The sequence below is a fragment of the Marinobacterium aestuariivivens genome (assembly GCF_042661465.1).
Taxonomy (GTDB): Bacteria; Pseudomonadota; Gammaproteobacteria; order Pseudomonadales; family Balneatricaceae; genus Marinobacterium_A; species Marinobacterium_A aestuariivivens.
Map to the genome: position 1 here is coordinate 2282314 of NZ_JBHSWE010000001.1, position 20576 is coordinate 2302889.

12 protein-coding genes, 3 rRNA genes and 3 pseudogenes are annotated in these 20576 nt (G+C 58.4%); 15 read left to right on the forward strand and 3 right to left on the reverse strand.

Annotated elements, in window-relative coordinates; translation table 11 throughout:
• The first annotated feature begins 191 nt into the window (after positions 1 to 191).
• The 12 genes and pseudogenes from ACFQDL_RS11870 (at position 192) to rrf (ending at position 11703) form a co-directional block, all read left to right on the forward strand.
• Complete coding sequence (locus tag ACFQDL_RS11870; RefSeq protein ID WP_379909198.1) at positions 192 to 794, forward strand: c-type cytochrome; 603 nt, start codon at positions 192 to 194, stop codon at positions 792 to 794.
• Positions 795 to 925: 131 nt separating this feature from the next.
• Positions 926 to 1558, forward strand: coding sequence for a thiol:disulfide interchange protein DsbA/DsbL (locus tag ACFQDL_RS11875; protein WP_379909199.1), 633 nt, complete (start codon positions 926 to 928; stop codon positions 1556 to 1558).
• 167 nt (positions 1559 to 1725) lie between these two features.
• Positions 1726 to 3355: pseudogene (gene ubiB, locus ACFQDL_RS11880) on the forward strand (ubiquinone biosynthesis regulatory protein kinase UbiB).
• A 72-nt stretch (positions 3356 to 3427) separates the two neighbouring features.
• Positions 3428 to 3838, forward strand: a complete 411-nt coding sequence (hisI, locus tag ACFQDL_RS11885) for a phosphoribosyl-AMP cyclohydrolase (protein WP_379909200.1) — start codon at positions 3428 to 3430, stop codon at positions 3836 to 3838.
• Positions 3831 to 4163 (forward strand): phosphoribosyl-ATP diphosphatase, encoded by a 333-nt coding sequence (locus ACFQDL_RS11890; RefSeq protein WP_379909201.1) that lies wholly within the window; start codon positions 3831 to 3833, stop codon positions 4161 to 4163. The genes hisI and ACFQDL_RS11890 overlap by 8 nt, the downstream gene beginning before the upstream one ends.
• Before the next feature lie 4 nt (positions 4164 to 4167).
• Positions 4168 to 4503, forward strand: coding sequence for a histidine triad nucleotide-binding protein (locus ACFQDL_RS11895; protein WP_379909202.1), 336 nt, complete (start codon positions 4168 to 4170; stop codon positions 4501 to 4503).
• A 15-nt stretch (positions 4504 to 4518) separates the two neighbouring features.
• Positions 4519 to 4785, forward strand: a complete 267-nt coding sequence (gene tatA, locus ACFQDL_RS11900) for a Sec-independent protein translocase subunit TatA (protein WP_379909203.1) — start codon at positions 4519 to 4521, stop codon at positions 4783 to 4785.
• A 17-nt stretch (positions 4786 to 4802) separates the two neighbouring features.
• On the forward strand, positions 4803 to 5303 hold the full coding sequence (gene tatB / locus ACFQDL_RS11905; protein ID WP_379909204.1) for a Sec-independent protein translocase protein TatB: 501 nt from the start codon (positions 4803 to 4805) through the stop codon (positions 5301 to 5303).
• Complete coding sequence (tatC, locus tag ACFQDL_RS11910; RefSeq protein WP_379913039.1) at positions 5230 to 6027, forward strand: twin-arginine translocase subunit TatC; 798 nt, start codon at positions 5230 to 5232, stop codon at positions 6025 to 6027. The genes tatB and tatC overlap by 74 nt, the downstream gene beginning before the upstream one ends.
• Before the next feature lie 608 nt (positions 6028 to 6635).
• Positions 6636 to 8176: ribosomal RNA gene (locus ACFQDL_RS11915) — 16S ribosomal RNA — on the forward strand.
• 334 nt (positions 8177 to 8510) lie between these two features.
• Positions 8511 to 11396, forward strand: a 23S ribosomal RNA gene (locus ACFQDL_RS11920).
• 191 nt (positions 11397 to 11587) lie between these two features.
• A 5S ribosomal RNA gene (gene rrf / locus ACFQDL_RS11925) occupies positions 11588 to 11703 on the forward strand.
• The 16S, 23S and 5S rRNA genes sit together here, the layout of an rRNA operon.
• A gap of 569 nt (positions 11704 to 12272) precedes the next feature.
• Here rrf and ACFQDL_RS11930 read toward each other — a convergent pair.
• Positions 12273 to 12884, reverse strand: a complete 612-nt coding sequence (locus tag ACFQDL_RS11930) for a hypothetical protein (RefSeq protein WP_379909205.1) — start codon at positions 12882 to 12884, stop codon at positions 12273 to 12275.
• 119 nt (positions 12885 to 13003) lie between these two features.
• Positions 13004 to 14983: a methyl-accepting chemotaxis protein gene (locus ACFQDL_RS11935; RefSeq protein WP_379909206.1), complete on the reverse strand. Its 1980-nt coding sequence runs from the start codon at positions 14981 to 14983 to the stop codon at positions 13004 to 13006.
• A gap of 309 nt (positions 14984 to 15292) precedes the next feature.
• Here ACFQDL_RS11935 and carA point away from each other — a divergent pair.
• The 3 genes and pseudogenes from carA (at position 15293) to greA (ending at position 20175) form a co-directional block, all read left to right on the forward strand.
• Positions 15293 to 16431: pseudogene (gene carA / locus ACFQDL_RS11940) on the forward strand (glutamine-hydrolyzing carbamoyl-phosphate synthase small subunit).
• A gap of 48 nt (positions 16432 to 16479) precedes the next feature.
• Positions 16480 to 19702 (forward strand): annotated as a pseudogene (gene carB / locus ACFQDL_RS11945) (carbamoyl-phosphate synthase large subunit).
• Complete coding sequence (gene greA / locus ACFQDL_RS11950; RefSeq protein ID WP_379909207.1) at positions 19699 to 20175, forward strand: transcription elongation factor GreA; 477 nt, start codon at positions 19699 to 19701, stop codon at positions 20173 to 20175. Before carB ends, greA begins: the two are co-directional and overlap by 4 nt.
• A 63-nt stretch (positions 20176 to 20238) precedes the next feature.
• Here the strand turns inward: greA and ACFQDL_RS11955 are convergent, their stop codons facing one another.
• The gene (locus ACFQDL_RS11955; protein ID WP_379909209.1) at positions 20239 to 20541 is read right to left on the reverse strand and encodes a YhbY family RNA-binding protein; all 303 of its coding nucleotides are present in this window, start codon (positions 20539 to 20541) and stop codon (positions 20239 to 20241) included.
• Positions 20542 to 20576 lie beyond the last annotated feature (35 nt).

Sequence of the window (20576 nt, forward strand, 5' to 3'; positions counted from 1 at the left end):
GGAGGATGGCTGGTCGCCTGGTTGCAGGCTTCGTTATCCGTTCCAGTTTATGTGGGTATTGGCTATAATGCCGCAAAATTTTACCTGTGGCTGCGCCGAACCTCCAGTCGCGGCTGTATATGAATATGGTTTGCGCCGGTGCGCCGGAGTGGACTCACAACACTTTATCAAGCAAGAGTCTGGGTTAGTCGATGAACAAACTACTGATCAGCTTACTGGTAACCCTGGGAATTTCCGGATTGGCACAAGCGGCGGGCGATGCCGCAGCGGGGCAGGCGAAAACGGCCGTCTGTGCCGGCTGTCACAATGCCGACGGCAACAGTGCCGTCGCCAACTTTCCCAAACTCGCGGGCCAGAACCAGGCCTACCTGCTGAAACAGCTCAAGGACATCAAGGGCGGCGCCCGTCCGGTGGTCGAGATGACCGGCCTGCTGGACAATCTGAGCGATCAGGATCTTGAAGATATCGCGGCCTACTTCGCCAGCAAGAAGGTCCAGCTTGGTCAGGTGTCCGAAGAGCACCTCGAAGCCGGCCAGAAAATCTACCGTGCCGGTCTGATGGACAAGGGCGTTGCCGCCTGCACCGCCTGCCATTCGCCGAACGGTACCGGCAACGCGGCGGCTGGTTTCCCGGCCCTGAGCGGTCAGCACGGCGATTACGTCAAAAAGCAGCTGATGGCGTTCCGTACCGAAGCGCGTGACAACGACCCCAACCGCATGATGCGCGATATCGCCGCCAAGCTCAGCGACAAGGACATCGAAGCGGTCGCCAACTATGTGCAGGGGCTGCACTGACCCGTTCAGCCGGGATTTAACGAAGGCAGCTTAGGCTGCCTTCGTACTGTCTGGACCCCTGTGTCCCAATCTGAACCTTGGCCGCGTTACGCAGTCCCTGTTAAGCCATGGATTAGCCGGAGAGTGAAAGTATGTTGAAGAAACTGGGCGTGGGCCTTGTGGCCCTGATGATGTCGCTGCTGGTGTCGGCGGCGGAAGGCGAGAAGTTTCAGGAGGGCGTGCACTACGCCAAGTTGCCGTTTGCGGTCAAGACTGTCGACCCGGGCAAGGTGGAAGTGGTCGAGATGTTCGGCTACCTCTGTCCGCACTGTAATGCGTTCGAACCGCTGGTGCGCAGCTGGCATGAAAAACAGGCCGAGGACGTTCAGTTTGTCCGCATTCCGGTCGTGTTCGGGCGCAGCTGGGAGCCCTTCGCCCGCGCCTACTATGCCGCCGAGCTGATGGATGTGGTGGATGAGACACACCAGGCGATGTTCGATGCCATTCATCTGCAGAAGAAGCGCTTCGCCAGGCAGGATGACCTGGTCGAGTTTTACGGCAGCCTCGGTGTCGACGCCGACAAGTTCGGCAAGCTGCTGGATTCCTTTGCCGTCAACACCAAACTCAACCAGGGTGAGTCCAAGGCACGCAGCTACGAGATCACCGGTGTGCCCACCATGGTGGTCAATGGCAAGTATCGCATCACGGCGGCGTCCGCCGGCGGCCACAAGGGGATGCTCGAAGTGGTCGACTACCTGGTCGAAAAAGAACGCGAGTCGATGTAAGGCTCCGCTGAGACCCGCACAAAGCCGCCCCTTTGGGGCGGCTTTGTCGTTTTCGGGGTTTCTCCCTTGATCGGACCGGCTTTACCTGCCCCCTGTCAGCAGGCACACTTGGCACCGGCGACCGCGAACGCGCCACTTCCACCGCATTAAGACAGGACCCCTTTCAGGTGCGACGACTCCTCCGCATACTCAAGATTGCCAGAGTAATGGCGCGTTATCGGCTGGATACTTTCTTCGAACCGGTGCCGCTACCCTGGTTCGTACGGCTTTGGCTGCGCTTACTGCCCTGGCGCTATGTGGTGCCGGCTACACAGCCTGGCGGCGAGCGTCTGCGGTTGGCACTGGAGGCGCTGGGGCCGGTTTACATCAAGTTCGGTCAGATGCTGTCGACGCGCCGCGACCTGCTGCCGGACGATATTGCCCTGGAGCTGCAGAAGCTGCAGGACCGGGTACCGCCCTTTCCCGGGCAGGAGGCTCGACTCCTGGTCGAAAAGGCGCTGGGGCAGAGTGTCGGCGAGATCTTCCAGGCGTTCGATGCCGAGCCGCTGGCCTCCGCTTCGGTCGCACAGGTGCATCTGGCGACGCTGCGCAGTGGCCGGGAAGTGGTGGTCAAGGTCGTACGGCCCGGTATCGAACGCACCATTCGCAAGGATGTCGACCTGTTGTATACCTTCGCCCGACTGTTGCAGTGGGCCTGGCCCGAAGGACGCCGGCTGCGGCCGGTCGAGGTGGTATCCGAATATGAGCAAACCATCTTCGACGAGCTGGACCTGCGCAAGGAGGCGGCCAACGGCTCCCAGTTGCGACGCAACTTCGAACAGTCCGACATTCTCTACATACCGGAGATCTACTGGGATCTGACGAGGCGCAATGTCCTGGTGATGGAGCGCATCCATGGCATTCCGGTCGCCGATGTCGTGCAGTTGCAGGCCCAGAATACCGATATGAAAATGCTCGCCGAGCGCGGGGTCGAGATTTTTTCACCCAGGTGTTCCGCGACAGCTTTTTCCACGCCGACATGCACCCGGGCAATATTTTTGTCTCCCGCGACAACCCGCAGACGCCACAGTATATCGCCGTTGATTTCGGCATCGTCGGGTCGCTGACGCCGGAGGATCAGAGTTATCTGGCACGCAATATCCTGGCCTTCTTCAAGCGTGATTACCGCCAGGTGGCGCAACTGCATATCGACTCGGGCTGGGTACCGGCCGATACCAATGTCTATGCCTTCGAGACTGCCATTCGCAGCGTCTGCGAACCTATCTTCGAAAAGCCGCTGAAAGATATCTCTTTCGGCCAGCTGTTGCTGGGGCTGTTCCAGACGGCGCGGCGCTTCAACATGGAAGTCCAGCCACAGCTGGTACTTTTGCAGAAGACGCTGCTGAATATCGAAGGCCTGGGTCGGCAGCTCTATCCGGAGCTGGACCTGTGGAAGACCGCCAAGCCGTATCTGGAAGAGTGGATGAAGCAGCGGATGGGGCCGAAGGCTGTCTATCGCTCGATCAAGGCCCAGGCACCGGAGTGGCTGGAAAAACTGCCCTATATGCCGCAGCTGGTGTTCGATGCGCTGAATCAGGTCAAGCGCCTCGAAAGTGTTCAGCTGGATCAGCAGCAGCGCTTGTCGCAGGAGAGGAAGCCCGCCAGCGGCAGCGGCGCTGGAGTCGTGTGGCAGGTCTGGCACTGCTGGCGCTGGCCCTGTTGACGGGCCGGGAAGAGGTGCAACAGTGGCTGGCGCAGCTTTCGGTAGCGGGTTGGGGAATGGCTGTCGCCGGATTTTATCTGCTGCTGTTGCACTAGCAGTGGCTTGGCGTGGCGGGGGCTTCGGTTATTCTTCCGGACTCAAGTCAGCTTAAGGTTCAAGTGGAAGTCATGTCGGAACTCTGGCTCGATCAGGTTAAATGGAACAGCGACGGCCTGGTGCCGGCGATCGCGCAGGATTACAAAAGTGGCCATGTTCTGATGGTCGCCTGGATGAATCGCGAGGCGTTGATGCTGACCGCCCGCGAGGGGCGAGGCATCTACTGGTCGCGCTCCCGTCAGAAGCTCTGGCGCAAGGGCGAGGAGTCCGGTCATGCTCAGCGGCTGCACGAGATTCGCCTGGATTGTGACGGTGACGTAATTCTGCTCAAGGTGGAACAGCTGGGTGGTATCGCCTGTCATACTGGACGTGAGAGCTGCTTTTACAGCGTGCTGGAAGGTGACCACTGGAAACCGGTGGATCCGGTGCTGAAGGAGCCCGAAGCCATCTATCAGCCAAGCGAGCCTTCTACCCATGAATGATGTACTGCAGCAGCTGGGTGAAGTCCTGGAGTCGCGCAAGCAGGCGTCAGCCGACAGTTCCTATGTCGCCAGCCTTCACGCCAAGGGGCTGAACAAGATTCTCGAAAAAGTTGGGGAAGAGGCGACCGAGGCGATCCTGGCGGCCAAGGACGCCGAGCGCAGTGGCGACAGCCGCGAACTGATCTGCGAAACCGCCGATCTCTGGTTTCACAGCCTGGTGATGCTGTCTCACCTGAATGTTTCCCACGAGGCGGTGCTCGACGAACTGGCTCGACGGTTCGGCCTTTCGGGGCTGGAGGAGAAGGCCGGTCGCAACAAGGGCTGAGGCTGTGGCGGACTGCATTTTTTGTCGCATCGCTCGACGTGAAGCGCCTGCCGAAGTCCTGTACGAGGACGAGCGGATCCTGGCCTTCCATGACCATGCCCCCAAGGCAGCGGTCCACCTTCTGGTGGTACCGAAAAAGCACATTCGCAACCTGGCCGACCTGAAGCCGGAAGATGGGGAATTGATTGCCCACCTGATGATGGCGCTGCCGGATATCGCACAGGCGGCCGGGCTTGAAAACGGGTTTCGTACCTTGACGAACACAGGCCCTGGCGGACACCAGGAAGTGTATCATCTGCATTTTCACATACTGGGTGGCCGGCGCTTGCCGGCCCTGTAGAACTGGAGGGTTATTATGGGTTTCGGTGGAATCAGTATCTGGCAGTTGCTTATCGTCCTGGCAATTCTAATACTTCTCTTCGGTACCAAGAAGCTGCGCAATATCGGTGGCGATCTCGGCGGGGCGGTCAAGGGCTTCAAGAAGGCCATGTCGGATGATGCCGACAAGAAGTCCGACGAGGACCCCAAGAAGCTGTCGAAAGAGGAAGACGCCCAGTTTTCCGAGCAGAGCGATGCGACGAAGAAAGAAAGCGTCAGCAACGACAAGAAATCTGGCCAGTAAGCCTGGCGGGCGCCTGAATGTTCGATATAGGTTTTGCTGAGCTGCTGATCATCGCGGTCGTGGCGTTATTGGTGCTGGGGCCTGAAAAGCTGCCGACGGCCGTACGCACCCTGGGTCTTTGGGTCGGGAAGTTCAGGCGCACGGTCAGCGGCATTCAGGCCGAGATCTCCGAAGAGCTTCGGCTCGACGAGTTGCGCCGCAATGCCTCGATCGAGAAAGAGCGGCTGGACCGCGAACTGGATGAGATGAAAACACCCTTCCAGTCGACATCCCGAACCAGCCCGAATGCAGGCGAGGGTCAGGGTGGCGCGTCCGATACTCCAGCTGCCGATCCTAAAGCTGCCGACTCCGGCGCAGAGAAAAAGCGGATACTTGATGAGCAAGCAGAGCGAGGGGCTGCCCGAGCAGGACCAGGAACAGCCTCTTATTTCCCACCTGGTAGAGTTGCGTCAGCGCCTGATGTGGTCGTTGCTGATCATATTGCTGGTATTTCTTGGTCTGTTCTATTTTGCCAATGATCTCTACGAGTACCTCTCCAGGCCACTGACGGCGCTATTGCCTGCCGGCACCAGCATGATTGCGACGGATGTGACCTCGCCGTTCTTTGCGCCGTTCAAGCTGACGCTGATGGTATCGATATTCGCTGCCATGCCGTTCATCCTTCATCAGGTCTGGGGATTCATATCGCCGGGGCTGTACAAGCATGAGAAACGGATTGCCGTGCCGTTGCTCATTTCCAGCATCTTCCTGTTCTACAGCGGTATCGCCTTTGCCTACTATGTGGTCTTTCCGCTGATCTTCGGCTTTTTCACCAGCGTCGGGCCTGAAAACGTCGCGGTGATGACCGATATCAGCAGCTATCTGAACTTTGTGCTGAAGTTGTTCTTCGCTTTTGGCATCGTATTCGAGATTCCGATTGCGACGCTGCTGCTGATCTGGAGCGGTGTATCGAGCGTCGAAAACCTCAGTAGCAAACGCGCCTATGTCATCGTCGGCTGTTTCGTTGTCGGCATGCTGCTGACACCGCCGGACGTGATTTCCCAGAGTCTTCTGGCCATACCGATGTGGCTGCTGTTCGAGCTGGGCATCCTGCTGGGCAGGATCGTGGTGCGTCGACCGGATGAAGGGGGGAGCCTGACCTGGAAGAGGACGACAAGGTCACCGACCCGGGTACCGGGCAAGGCAGATAAGATAGAACGGACGGAAAGGCACCTGCGAGGTGCCTTTTTTGCGGGTCCCTGATTTACTAATCCTTGGCTGTCTATACCCTGACCTATATCCATGAGCAGGTTCTGTATGGACGGCTCTGTAATCTGATTACTTTTTGGCCGGCATAACGGTGTATTTGATCGAGTTTTAATCAGATTCGCGTTGTTGAACTTCTTTTTGAAATTTTTATACAGGGGCTGTTGACTCTCCCGCTGGGGTCTGTAGAATTCGCCTCCTCGCTTGGGGAGACAGCCGGAAACGGACATCGAAACAGGCGGTGGGGCCGGAAATAAGTGGTTGATTTTCAATGAAAATTAACGATAATGACCGGCCTCTGAAACAGCTCCGATTCACAGTCGCCACGGCGACGAAAGTTGAAAAAAGAGTTGACTTCGAAACCGGGCGCGCTAGAATATGCGCCTCGCTCGAGACGCCGGAAGGCGCTTCGACAGAGACAAAAGGATCAAGTCATCGATCCGGTCTCAACGCTCTTTAACAGATTGATCAGGTAATTCGTGTGGGCGCTTGTCGGGATAGGGCAAACAAAAGCTTTATCAAGATAAGCAACCTTACATGTGAATTCATTTAAAGTTGTTTTAACTTGAGTCAGATTTAGAAGTGTTTCGGCATTTCGAAAATTTAAACTGAAGAGTTTGATCATGGCTCAGATTGAACGCTGGCGGCAGGCCTAACACATGCAAGTCGAGCGGTAGCACAGAGAGCTTGCTCTCGGGTGACGAGCGGCGGACGGGTGAGTAACGCGTAGGAATCTACCGAGTAGTGGGGGATAGCCCGGGGAAACCCGGATTAATACCGCATACGCCCTAAGGGGGAAAGTGGGGGCTCTTCGGACCTCACGCTATTTGATGAGCCTGCGTAGGATTAGCTAGTTGGTAGGGTAAAGGCCTACCAAGGCGACGATCCTTAACTGGTCTGAGAGGATGACCAGTCACACTGGGACTGAGACACGGCCCAGACTCCTACGGGAGGCAGCAGTGGGGAATATTGGACAATGGGGGCAACCCTGATCCAGCCATGCCGCGTGTGTGAAGAAGGCCTTCGGGTTGTAAAGCACTTTCAGTGGTGAGGAAAGGTGTGTGGTTAATACCCGCATACTGTGACGTTAGCCACAGAAGAAGCACCGGCTAACTCCGTGCCAGCAGCCGCGGTAATACGGAGGGTGCGAGCGTTAATCGGAATAACTGGGCGTAAAGCGCGCGTAGGTGGTTGAGTCAGTCAGATGTGAAAGCCCCGGGCTTAACCTGGGAACTGCACCTGATACTGCTTGACTAGAGTACGGTAGAGGGCAGTGGAATTTCCTGTGTAGCGGTGAAATGCGTAGATATAGGAAGGAACACCAGTGGCGAAGGCGACTGCCTGGACTGATACTGACACTGAGGTGCGAAAGCGTGGGTAGCAAACAGGATTAGATACCCTGGTAGTCCACGCCGTAAACGATGTCGACTAGCTGTTGGGAGACTTGATCTTTTAGTAGCGAAGTTAACGCGATAAGTCGACCGCCTGGGGAGTACGGCCGCAAGGTTAAAACTCAAATGAATTGACGGGGGCCCGCACAAGCGGTGGAGCATGTGGTTTAATTCGAAGCAACGCGAAGAACCTTACCTACTCTTGACATCCAGAGAACTTGCCAGAGATGGCTTGGTGCCTTCGGGAACTCTGAGACAGGTGCTGCATGGCTGTCGTCAGCTCGTGTTGTGAAATGTTGGGTTAAGTCCCGTAACGAGCGCAACCCTTGTCCCTATTTGCCAGCACGTAATGGTGGGAACTCTAGGGAGACTGCCGGTGACAAACCGGAGGAAGGTGGGGACGACGTCAAGTCATCATGGCCCTTACGAGTAGGGCTACACACGTGCTACAATGGCCGGTACAGAGGGTCGCGATCCTGCGAAGGGGAGCCAATCTCAGAAAACCGGTCGTAGTCCGGATTGGAGTCTGCAACTCGACTCCATGAAGTCGGAATCGCTAGTAATCGCGAATCAGCATGTCGCGGTGAATACGTTCCCGGGCCTTGTACACACCGCCCGTCACACCATGGGAGTGGACTTCACCAGAAGTAGGTAGCTTAACCGCAAGGGGAGCGCTTACCACGGTGGGGTTCATGACTGGGGTGAAGTCGTAACAAGGTAGCCGTAGGGGAACCTGCGGCTGGATCACCTCCTTAAACGACCTTGCCCATCCCGGCACAGCGTTCACACGAATTACCTGATCGAAGTTAAAGCAAGCGAGCTTTAAACAGTGCGTCCTGTTCAGCAGGGGGCATGATTTAAAGCTTTCAAGCTTTCATCGAAACGCCTTCCATGGCTCTTTCGATATAAGGTTCTGGATGAGGTGGCTCCAGTTTTTGCTGGCGCAAAAGCCTGCCATCCTTGGACCGAAACGTTCTTTAACAATATGGATTCGAATTCAATTCGAGATAAGTCTTGTACTGAGTACAAGCGCCAATGGCGAAAAATCTTATCGTACTCTCGTCCTTGACAGACGCCTTCGGGTTATATGGTCAAGTGACGAAGCGTGCACGGTGGATGCCTTGGCAGTCAGAGGCGACGAAAGACGTGGTAGCCTGCGAAAAGCTTCGGGGAGGTGGCAAACAACCTTTGATCCGGAGATCTCTGAATGGGGAAACCCACCCGCTTTGCGGGTATTCCTTTCCTGAATACATAGGGATTGGAAGGCGAACCCGGGGAACTGAAACATCTAAGTACCCGGAGGAAAAGAAATCAATTGAGATTCCCTTAGTAGCGGCGAGCGAACGGGGACCAGCCCTTAAGCTCAGTTGTTGTTAGCAGAACGCTCTGGAAAGTGCGGCCATAGTGGGTGAAAGCCCCGTATGCGAAAGCGGCAATTGAGTGAAATCGAGTAGGACGGGACACGTGTTATCCTGTCTGAACATGGGGGGACCATCCTCCAAGGCTAAATACTCCTGACTGACCGATAGTGAACCAGTACCGTGAGGGAAAGGCGAAAAGAACCCCTGTGAGGGGAGTGAAATAGACCCTGAAACCGTGTACGTACAAGCAGTGGGAGCAGGCTTCGGTCTGTGACTGCGTACCTTTTGTATAATGGGTCAGCGACTTAATTTCAGTAGCAAGGTTAACCGTCTAGGGGAGCCGTAGGGAAACCGAGTCTTAATAGGGCGTTTAGTTGCTGGGATTAGACCCGAAACCGGGCGATCTATCCATGGGCAGGTTGAAGGTTGAGTAACATCAACTGGAGGACCGAACCGACTACCGTTGAAAAGTTAGCGGATGACCTGTGGATCGGAGTGAAAGGCTAATCAAGCTCGGAGATAGCTGGTTCTCCTCGAAAGCTATTTAGGTAGCGCCTCATGTCTCACCACCGGGGGTAGAGCACTGTTTCGGCTAGGGGGTCATCCCGACTTACCAACCCGATGCAAACTCCGAATACCGGTGAGTGCAATCATGGGAGACACACGGCGGGTGCTAACGTCCGTCGTGAAAAGGGCAACAACCCAGACCGCCAGCTAAGGTCCCAAAGTTATCGCTAAGTGGGAAACGATGTGGGAAGGCTCAGACAGCTAGGAGGTTGGCTTAGAAGCAGCCACCCTTTAAAGAAAGCGTAATAGCTCACTAGTCGAGTCGGCCTGCGCGGAAGATATAACGGGGCTAAGCGATACACCGAAGCTGCGGATGCCACTTGTGGCATGGTAGAGGAGCGTTCTGTAAGCCGTTGAAGGGGAAGCTGTGAGGCACCCTGGAGGTATCAGAAGTGCGAATGCTGACATGAGTAACGATAATGGAGGTGAAAAACCTCCACGCCGGAAGACCAAGGGTTCCTATCCAACGCTATTCGAGGTAGGGTGAGTCGGCCCCTAAGGCGAGGCAGAAATGCGTAGTCGATGGGAAGCGGGTTAATATTCCTGCACCGGCTGTAACTGCGACGGGGGGACGGAGAAGGCTAGGCCAGCGCGGCGTTGGTTGTCCGCGTTTAAGGATGTAGGTTGAGGAGTTAGGCAAATCCGGCTCCTTAAGACTGAGATCTGATGACGAGGTCCCATGTGGACCGAAGTGGTTGATGCCAAGCTTCCAGGAAAAGCCTCTAAGCTTCAGGTTACAGCTGACCGTACCCAAAACCGACACAGGTGGTCAGGTAGAGAATACCAAGGCGCTTGAGAGAACTCGGGTGAAGGAACTAGGCAAAATGGTGCCGTAACTTCGGGAGAAGGCACGCTCCTGACGGTGACCCCCCTGCGGGGTGAGCGGTTGGGAGTCGAAGATACCAGGTGGCTGCGACTGTTTATTAAAAACACAGCACTCTGCAAACACGAAAGTGGACGTATAGGGTGTGACGCCTGCCCGGTGCCGGAAGGTTAATTGATGGGGTTAGCGCAAGCGAAGCTCTTGATCGAAGCCCCGGTAAACGGCGGCCGTAACTATAACGGTCCTAAGGTAGCGAAATTCCTTGTCGGGTAAGTTCCGACCTGCACGAATGGCGTAACGATGGCCACACTGTCTCCACCCGAGACTCAGTGAAATTGAAATAGCTGTTAAGATGCAGTTTACCCGCGGCTAGACGGAAAGACCCCGTGAACCTTTACTATAGCTTCACAGTGGACTTTGACATTACTTGTGTAGGATAGCTGGGAGGCTTTGAAGCGTGGACGCCAGTCTGCGTGGAGCCGACCTTGAAATACCAGCCTGGTACTGTTGAGGTTCTAACTCTGGACCGTGATCCGGTTCGAGGACATTGTGTGGTGGGTAGTTTGACTGGGGCGGTCTCCTCCCAAAGCGTAACGGAGGAGCACGAAGGTACCCTCAGCATGGTCGGAAATCATGCAATGAGCGCAAGAGTAAAAGGGTGCTTGACTGCGACACAGACACGTGGAGCAGGTACGAAAGTAGGTTCTAGTGATCCGGTGGTTCTGTATGGAAGGGCCATCGCTCAACGGATAAAAGGTACTCCGGGGATAACAGGCTGATACCGCCCAAGAGTTCACATCGACGGCGGTGTTTGGCACCTCGATGTCGGCTCATCACATCCTGGGGCTGAAGCCGGTCCCAAGGGTATGGCTGTTCGCCATTTAAAGTGGTACGCGAGCTGGGTTTAGAACGTCGTGAGACAGTTCGGTCCCTATCTGCCGTGGGCGTTTGAGATTTGAGAAGAGTTGCTCCTAGTACGAGAGGACCGGAGTGAACGAACCTCTGGTGTTCCGGTTGTGATGCCAATCGCATTGCCGGGTAGCTACGTTCGGACGGGATAACCGCTGAAAGCATCTAAGCGGGAAGCCCCCTTCAAGATAAGATCTCACCGGGACCTTGAGTCCCCTAAAGGGCCGTTCGAGACCAGGACGTTGATAGGCTGGGTGTGTAAGCGTTGCGAGGCGTTGAGCTAACCAGTACTAATTGCCCGTGAGGCTTGACCATATAACGCCCAAGGCGTTTGGGGTCGGGAGTTCAGGTGAAGAGCCTGAGATAAGATTTGAGCATTGGCTGAAGCTTGTGCACAGACAGGACAGGCGCGAGAAAGCGCTGAAAAATCCGAATTGAAGACTGGGGATATACCGGCCAATCACAGGTTATCCACAGGCAAAAGAATCCATATTGTGCCAGTTTTGCTTGGCGACCATAGCGAGGTGGAACCACCTGATCCCATCCCGAACTCAGTAGTGAAACGCCTTAGCGCCGATGGTAGTGTGGGGTCTCCCCATGTGAGAGTAGGTCATCGCCAAGCATCTAATAACGGAAACCCCGGTCTCGCAGAGGCCGGGGTTTTTCCGTTATGTGTTCGTTCGGCGATGACCCTCACAGGGGGCCGGTAGACAGCGCCGCTTGCGGCCGCCTTACCATGTGATAGTAGGGTCAAAACGGGACTTGTCGAAGCACAGCTTCGAGCCGTTTTGACGACCGCGGCGTGCATCGCCCGCGGGACGGCTCAGGCTCCGCCTGAGGCGCCAAGCATCCTGTCAGGATACGCCGAGTACAGATCGAAGTACCGGCTTCAGGCCTTGCCGGGCATCTTGGTATCAGTTTAGTCGAGTGCCAGTATCATTCGCTGCGGGGCGCAGCTCCTACAAGGCAGCTCCTGCAAGGGAGGCGCCAAGCATCGGGCTTCAGCATAGCATTCGCTGCAAAGAAGTGCTCTTTGGATACGTCGCTACGGAAGTCACCGACAATTGCGGGAGCGACTTCAGTCGCGAATAGCCCACTGGCACCCTCCGCCGTTCACGGCTAAAGCCCCCACAGGAGGGATCGGCTCATTCGCTGTAGTAAAGTGTCCTCCGGGTGCCCAGTTCCCACTAGTCATCTCAGTAACCAGATATTGTCGTTGTCACTTTCGTCGACCTCGTCGATCCAGTACTTGATCCTGAAGGGCTTTATCGGCTGCTCCTGTCGGGGCGGGCCGGCATTGCGGCTGACCTGGAAGTGTCCATAACAGCCAAGGTGCTGACGCGGGCCGGGTGTGACCGCGATCGTGCCCTGGCCTGTGCCGCTATGAGGATCGAGAGCGCCCGAAATGCTCAGCGTCGGCTCCTCGTGGTAGATGCCGACTCCGCCGTACACCCAGGTATCTCCCTGAACGGGCATCCGGTGTTCGAACCGGCCGCCGGGACCGATCGGTGTGGTGAAGCGGACGGCGGAATTCGAGCCGATCACGGCCTCGATCTCGCCGCCGGCCACGTCGAATCTGATCAGGTCCTGATAGTCGGCGCAGCGGATGCTCACGCGTCCGGTCATGGCGCCAAAGCCCAGGCGGTAACTGTAGTCATCACGCACCAGTCCCTGCCAGGTGCCGTTCGACGAGAGTGTTGACTGCCGAGCAGGAGGCGGAGGCTCATACCAGTAGCGGTCGGCTGCGCAGGCTGTCAGTAACGGCAGCATGAGCAGCGTTCGGGCGAAAGAGAGATAGTTCATACAACCCTCCCGGAAGCGAATCCTACCTGTCAGACCCCGGTGGCCATTGACGGTTCAGACTGCCTCGGGCCTCTGCTCGGGTGTCGCGCGCCAGGGGGCGAGTCCTTCAGAAAACCCCATCAGCGGAATTGGGATACCAGGCTGCTGAGACTGCGGCTGATGCCGGTGAGGTCCTGTGAGAGTTTCTGATTGCTCTGGGCCTCGGATGAAGAGTCCCGGGCCCTCGAGGCGGTTGTCTGAAGCGTAGCAGAAACCTGATTGGAGACACTGGACTGCTGCTCGGTAGCCGCGGCGATAAGTGTGCTCATGTCGTTGATCCTGGCCATGGCTTCACGGATACGGGACATGATCTGGCGAGCGTCATCGGAGCGGCGGACCGTCTGTTCGGTCATCTCCTGCTGACGAACCATACTATCGGAAACCTCTGAGGTGGTCTGATCGAGTTGATCTGTCAGGCGCTGTATGCGCTCCGCCGCTTCGGCGGTACCGGCGGCCAGTGAGCGGACCTCGTCGGCCACAACGGCAAAGCCACGTCCGGCTTCGCCCGCCCGGGCGGCCTCGATGGCGGCATTCAGCGCCAGCAGGTTGGTTTGCTGCGCGAAACCCTGGATCAGATGAAGCACTTCACCGATGGCCGCGGAGTCGTGCTGGAGTTTCTGCAGGCTGCGAACCGAAGCCGCGACGTCCTGTGCCAGCACCGAGACGCTCTGGCCTGTCTCTTCCATGAAGCGGACCCCCTCGTCACTCAGCGACTGAGCGTCGAGGGTGGCCGTGTTGCTGCTGCCGGCATGCTCGGCGACCTCCTGGTAGGAGGAGGAAAGCTGCTCCATCTGCACGGCGGCCTGTTCGGTGGCGCTTTGCTGGGCGTTGACGATCTGTTCCAGCTTGCCGGCGCTGCCGGTCATGGCCAGCCCCAGTTCGTTGAGTTGCCCGGTTTCGCGGCGGATGCTGTCGATCAGCAGGCGGAAGTAGTCCTGCATCTTGTCCACGGCCAGCTTCAGGCTGGCAATTTCCTCGATGCCGCTTTGCAATGCGAAACGCTGCGAGAGGTCGCCGTTGGCCAGCTGGTGAATATACCGACTGCTGGCCACCAGGTAGCCGGCCAGTCGCCGCAGCAACAGGCTCATCAGGATGCCCGTGACAATCATCAGGCCGACGCAGATGCCGATGAGCAGGTAGGCCTGTGTCTTGATCCCGTCGTATCGCTCGGCCAACGCACCGTCCAGGCGGGACAGTTCCTCCTGGAGCCCTTCGAGCTGCCGGTAGGCGACCGCTTCGGTCTCTTGCTTGCGCTTGAGGACGGTGGCGGTATTGTCCAGTTCCTTGGGATAGCGGCGTGCCAGCGACTGCAACTGGTCGAGGATTTCGCTACCGGCTTCCACACCTTCCCCGTCGGAGGCGTCGTCGCTGGCCCAGCCCAGCAGAGCCGCAACCTCATCCTGCTGAGTCTCTGTTTCCCGGTAGACGCCCAGACGCGGCAGCGCCTGTAGCTGGTTGAGGGTCTCGTTCAGCGCCCGGTGACGCTGATTGAGGTCTTGCAGACTGCCTTCACTGTCGTGATCGAAATGTGCCTGGCGAGAAAGCGAGAGCTGCTGCAACAGTTGCTGCGCCTCTGCGATCAGGGGGTAATAGCGGAGCTTTGGTTCGGCGGCCGTTCCGCTCGCCGAACTCACATACTCACTCAGCCGTTTAAGCTCCTGCGACATTTCCCTTTCGTTGTTGATCAGCAGCGTCTGGGGGTCACTCAGCTTGCCGGCGGCCCGCAGTTCACCGGTCGCCCTCTCTTCTATGCCGGTCAGCCGGTTCTGGATGCGCTGGCGAATGTCGGCGTCGAGAAGCGGCAGCTCGCCGGTCCGGGTTGCCAGCTGGGCCAGGTTTTGCTCGAGCCTGGGCAGCAGGGAGGCATCGCCGCTTTGGAGATACTGGCGCATCGGGTCCAGCAGCTGTTTGCGGCTGTTTTCCTTGAATGCCTGATAGGTCTGTCCGGTCTGGAAGGCGGAGTCCAGTCTCTGCAGCGACCAGAGCAGGGCGGCGCTGAAAAGGGCCGCGATCAGCAACAGGGACGCGGTGGCGATGCGGGTAAGGTGGGATATCTTCATCGAGGTGCCGGTTGTGCCACCCTGACATCCTTGCCGGACAGCTGAATTCGGGTTTTATCGATCCTGGCGGCGAGTTTAGCGCTGTACCTGTTACATAAATGTTACAGCTGTCGCGGCGCTTGCCGATCCTCTCAAGTCGCGTGGACACTAAAGCGCCAATCGACTAAAATACCGCCGGTTTGCCTGAAGGAAAGGCAATATCGACCCAAATTCTTGAAAGCGAGGTAAAGTTTCGGTTTTACCTCGCTTTTTTGCACCTATTCAATTTCGTATCGGTCTGTTTGTAGCGCGCAATGCGGGGAGGTTCACTTGACGAGACCAGCCATTTTGGCCCTTGAAGACGGCAGTATTTTCAGGGGGTGGCAATTGGCGCAGAGGGTCAGTCCAGCGGTGAAGTGGTGTTCAACACCTCGATGACCGGGTACCAGGAAATTCTGACAGATCCGTCGTATTGCCGTCAGATCGTCACCCTGACGTATCCCCACATCGGCAATGTCGGCACCAATGCCGAGGACGAAGAATCCGCCAAGACCTGGGTTTCCGGTCTCGTGATCCGTGACCTGCCGTTGCTGGCCAGCAACTTCCGCAGCGAACAGTCCCTGGAAGAGTACCTCAAGACCAACAATATCGTCGGCATCGCCGATATCGACACCCGCCGCCTGACCCGAATCCTGCGCGAGAAAGGCGCCCAGAGCGGCTGTATCATGGCCGGTGAGGGTATCGACGAAGAGAAGGCGCTGGCCGAGGCGCGGGCTTTCCCAGGGCTCAAGGGCATGGACCTGGCCAAGGTCGTTTCCGCCAAGGATGCCTACGAGTGGCGTTCGTCCACCTGGGAGCTGGGTGTCGGCCATGTCGAGAAAAGCGACGACGAGCTGCCGTTCCATGTCGTGGCCTACGACTACGGCGTCAAGCGCAACATCCTGCGCATGCTGGTCGAGCGCGGTTGCCGTCTGACCGTGGTGCCGGCGCAGACCCCGGCCGCCGAGGTACTGGCACTGAACCCCGACGGTGTCTTCCTCTCCAACGGACCGGGCGACCCCGAGCCCTGCGACTACGCGATCGCGGCGATTCAGGAAATCTGCAAGACCGAGCTGCCGGTGTTCGGCATCTGTCTTGGTCACCAGCTGCTGGCGCTTGCCTCCGGTGCCCGGACCGTGAAAATGAAGTTCGGCCACCACGGTGCCAATCACCCGGTGCAGGATCTCGACAGCAAGCATGTGATGATCACCAGCCAGAACCATGGCTTCGCGGTCGATGAGGACACCTTGCCGGATAACGTACGGGCGATCCACAAATCCCTGTTCGATGGCTCGCTGCAAGGCATCGAGCGCACCGACCGTCCGGCCTTCAGCTTCCAGGGCCACCCTGAAGCCAGCCCCGGTCCGCGCGATGTCGCACCGCTGTTCGATCGATTCATCGAACAGATGAAGGCGCGCAAAAGCGCCTGAGCAGACTGAACAGACGTAGTTACTAACAGATTCGACTGGTTTTTACCGATGCCAAAACGTACGGACATTCAAAGTATTCTGATTCTCGGCGCCGGCCCGATCGTGATCGGCCAGGCCTGCGAATTCGACTATTCCGGTGCTCAGGCCTGCAAGGCGCTGCGTGAAGAGGGTTACCGGGTCATCCTGGTCAACTCCAACCCGGCCACCATCATGACCGATCCGGCGATGGCTGATGCGACCTACATCGAGCCGATCAACTGGAAGACCGTTGCCAAAATCATCGAGAAGGAGCGCCCCGATGCGCTGCTGCCGACCATGGGTGGCCAGACCGCGCTGAACTGCGCCCTGGACCTGGACCGCGAGGGCGTGCTGGCACAGTTCGGTGTCGAGATGATCGGCGCCACCCAGGATGCCATCGACAAGGCCGAGGACCGTGAGCGCTTCGACAAGGCGATGAAATCGATCGGCCTCGAGTGCCCGCGCGCCGCCATCGCCCACAGCATGGAAGAGGCGCTGCAGGTACTGGATTCCATCGGTTTCCCGGCCATCATCCGCCCGTCCTTCACCATGGGCGGTTCGGGCGGCGGTATCGCCTACAACCGCGAAGAGTTCGTCGAGATCTGCGAGCGTGGTCTGGACCTGTCGCCGACCAACGAGCTGCTGATCGACGAGTCGCTGATCGGTTGGAAGGAATACGAGATGGAGGTCGTTCGCGACAAGAACGACAACTGCATCATCATCTGCTCGATCGAAAACTTCGACGCCATGGGCGTGCACACCGGTGACTCCATCACGGTGGCCCCGGCGCAGACGCTGACCGACAAGGAATACCAGCGCATGCGCGACGCCTCCATCGCGGTGCTGCGCGAAATCGGTGTCGAGACCGGCGGTTCCAACGTCCAGTTCGGTCTGGATCCCGAAACCGGCCGCATGGTCGTGATCGAGATGAACCCGCGTGTGTCGCGTTCCTCGGCACTGGCGTCCAAGGCCACCGGTTTCCCGATCGCCAAGGTCGCGGCCAAGCTGGCCGTCGGCTACACCCTCGACGAGCTGCAGAACGAGATCACCGGCGGCCGCACCCCGGCGTCGTTCGAGCCGTCGATCGACTACGTCGTCACCAAGGTGCCGCGCTTCACCTTCGAGAAGTTCCCCAGGCCAACGACCGCCTCACCACTCAGATGAAATCGGTCGGCGAAGTCATGGCCATCGGCCGCACCCAGCAGGAATCACTGCAGAAGGCGCTGCGCGGTCTCGAGGTCGGTGCCACCGGTTTCGACCCGGTCGTCGAGGATCTCAACGGGGAAGATGCCCGCAGCGACATTATTCGCGAGCTCAAGCAGCCGGGGGGCGAACGTATCTGGTACGTCGGCGATGCCTTCCGTCTCGGCATGAGCGTCGACGAGATCTACGAACTGTCGGGTATCGATCCCTGGTTCCTGGTGCAGATCGAGGACATCATCAGGGACGAGCAGCGCGTCGCCGAGATGGCGCTGTCCGATCTCGACAGGGAGCAGGTGTTCCGCCTCAAGCGCAAGGGCTTCTCCGATGCGCGCCTGGCGAAGCTGCTCGGCGTGTCCGAGAAACAGTTCCGCAAGCAGCGTCAGAGCCTAGGCGTGCGCCCGGTATTCAAGCGCGTCGATACCTGTGCCGCCGAGTTCGCCACCGATACCGCCTATCTCTACTCCACCTACGAGGAGGAGTGCGAGGCGAGCCCGTCCGGCCGCGACAAGATCATGGTCATCGGCGGTGGCCCGAACCGTATCGGTCAGGGCATCGAGTTCGACTACTGCTGCGTCCATGCGGCCCTGGCGGCGCGTGAAGACGGCTACGAGACCATCATGGTCAACTGCAACCCGGAAACCGTCTCCACCGACTACGATACCTCCGACCGTCTCTACTTCGAGCCGATCACCCTCGAGGACGTGCTCGAGATCGTCAACGTCGAGCAGCCCAAAGGCGTGATCGTTCAGTACGGCGGCCAGACGCCGCTGAAACTGGCGGTGGCGCTGGAGCAGGCCGGCGTGCCGATCATCGGCACCAGCCCGGAAGCGATCGACCGCGCCGAGGACCGCGAGCAGTTCCAGCAGATGCTCAAGCGCCTGGGCTCAAGCAGCCGCAGAACGCCACCGTGCGCAGCCTCGAAGAGGCCGTCATCGAAGCCGAGCGCATCGGCTACCCGCTGGTCGTGCGCCCGTCCTACGTGCTGGGCGGCCGGGCGATGGAGATCGTCTACAAGGAAGACGAGCTGCGCCGCTACATGACCAGCGCGGTGAAAGTCTCCAACGACGCGCCGGTGCTGCTGGACCACTTCCTCAATGCCGCCGTCGAAGTGGATATCGATGCAGTATCCGACGGCAAGACCGTGGTGATCGGCGCCATCATGCAGCATATCGAGCAGGCCGGGGTGCATTCCGGTGACTCCGCCTGCTCGCTGCCGCCCTACAGCCTGGCGGCCGACGTCCAGGACGAGATGCGCGAGCAGGTCAAGAAGATGGCCATGGAGCTCGGCGTGGTCGGCCTGATGAATGTGCAGCTGGCCTACCAGGACGGCGAAGTCTACGTCATCGAGGTGAACCCGCGCGCGTCCCGTACCGTGCCGTTCGTCTCCAAGTGCATCGGCGTATCGCTGGCCAAGATCGCGGCGTTGGTGATGACCGGCAAGTCCCTCCAGGAGCTCGGCTTCACCGAGGAGATCGTGCCGAAGCACTTCAACGTCAAGGAAGCGGTGTTCCCGTTCAACAAGTTCCCGAGCGTGGACCCGATCCTCGGCCCGGAAATGAAATCCACCGGCGAGGTGATGGGCGTCGGCGAGACTTTCGGCGAAGCCTTCATGAAGGCGCAGATCGGTGCCGGCGAGAAGATGCCGAAGAGGGGCAAGGCGTTCATTTCGGTCCGTGACGTCGACAAGCAGGGGGTGGTCAAGGTTGCCCGCGACCTGGTCGAGCTCGGCTTTTCGCTGGTCGGCACCCGCGGTACCGTCAAGCTGCTCGGGGAGCATGGCGTACCGGCCGTGGCGGTGAACAAGGTCATGGAAGGCCGGCCGAACATCGTCGACATGATTAAGAATGACGAAATCGTCTATGTCATCAACACCACTGAAGGTCGCAAGGCGATCGCCGATTCCTCCGAGATACGGCGCAGCGCACTGCAGCACAAGGTACCCTATACCACCACCCTGGCCGGTGCCGAAGCGACCACCATGGCGCTGCAGTTCGGTGAGGAGAAAACGGTTCGCCGCCTTCAGGATTTGCATGCAGGTGAGGCAGTATGAAACGAGTACCGATGACCGTGAATGGCGAGAAGGCGCTGCGTGCAGAACTTGAACGCCTGAAGACCGTCGATCGTCCCCGGGTGATCGCGGATATCGCCACCGCCCGGGAGCATGGCGACCTGAAGGAAAACGCGGAATATCATGCGGCACGGGAGCAGCAGGGCTTTATCGAGGGCCGGATTCAGGAGCTCGAGTCCAAGCTGTCCCACTGCCAGGTGATCGATGTCACCTCGATTCCGCATTCCGGCAAGGTGATCTTCGGCACCACCGTGGTGATCGTCAACATCGAGACCGATGAAGAGGTGCGCTATCAGATCGTCGGTGACGACGAGGCCGATATCAAGCACCGCAAGATTTCGGTCAACTCGCCGATCGCCCGAGCGCTGATCGGCAAGGAAGAGGGCGATATCGCCTGTGTCGCCACCCCGGGCGGCGAGATCGAGTACGAAGTCGCCGAGGTGCTGCATCTCTGATGCGGCGCCAGGCACGCAGCCAAAAAATACCGCCGGATGGCGGTATTTTTATAAAGGGGCTGCTTAGCGCAGCAGGTTCGAGAGCTTGGGATTCGGCTCCAGCGCCTTGCGGTAGATCAGCGCGATATTGCCGATTTCCTGCACCAGGGTGGCTTCGACGATGGCGCACAGCTCGCGGATCATCTCCCTCTTGACGTCGCGGTCGCCGACGACGAACTTTACCTTGATCAGTTCGTGGTCATCGAGGGCGCGGTCGACTTCGAGCTGGATGTTCTCGGTCAGTCCCTTACCGGCAACGGTCACGATCGGGTTCAGCTTGTGGCCGATGGTGCGCAGCTGCTTCTTTTGCTCGGGCGTCAGGCTCATACTAGAATACGGTGCCTCATGATTGTGTGAGTCCG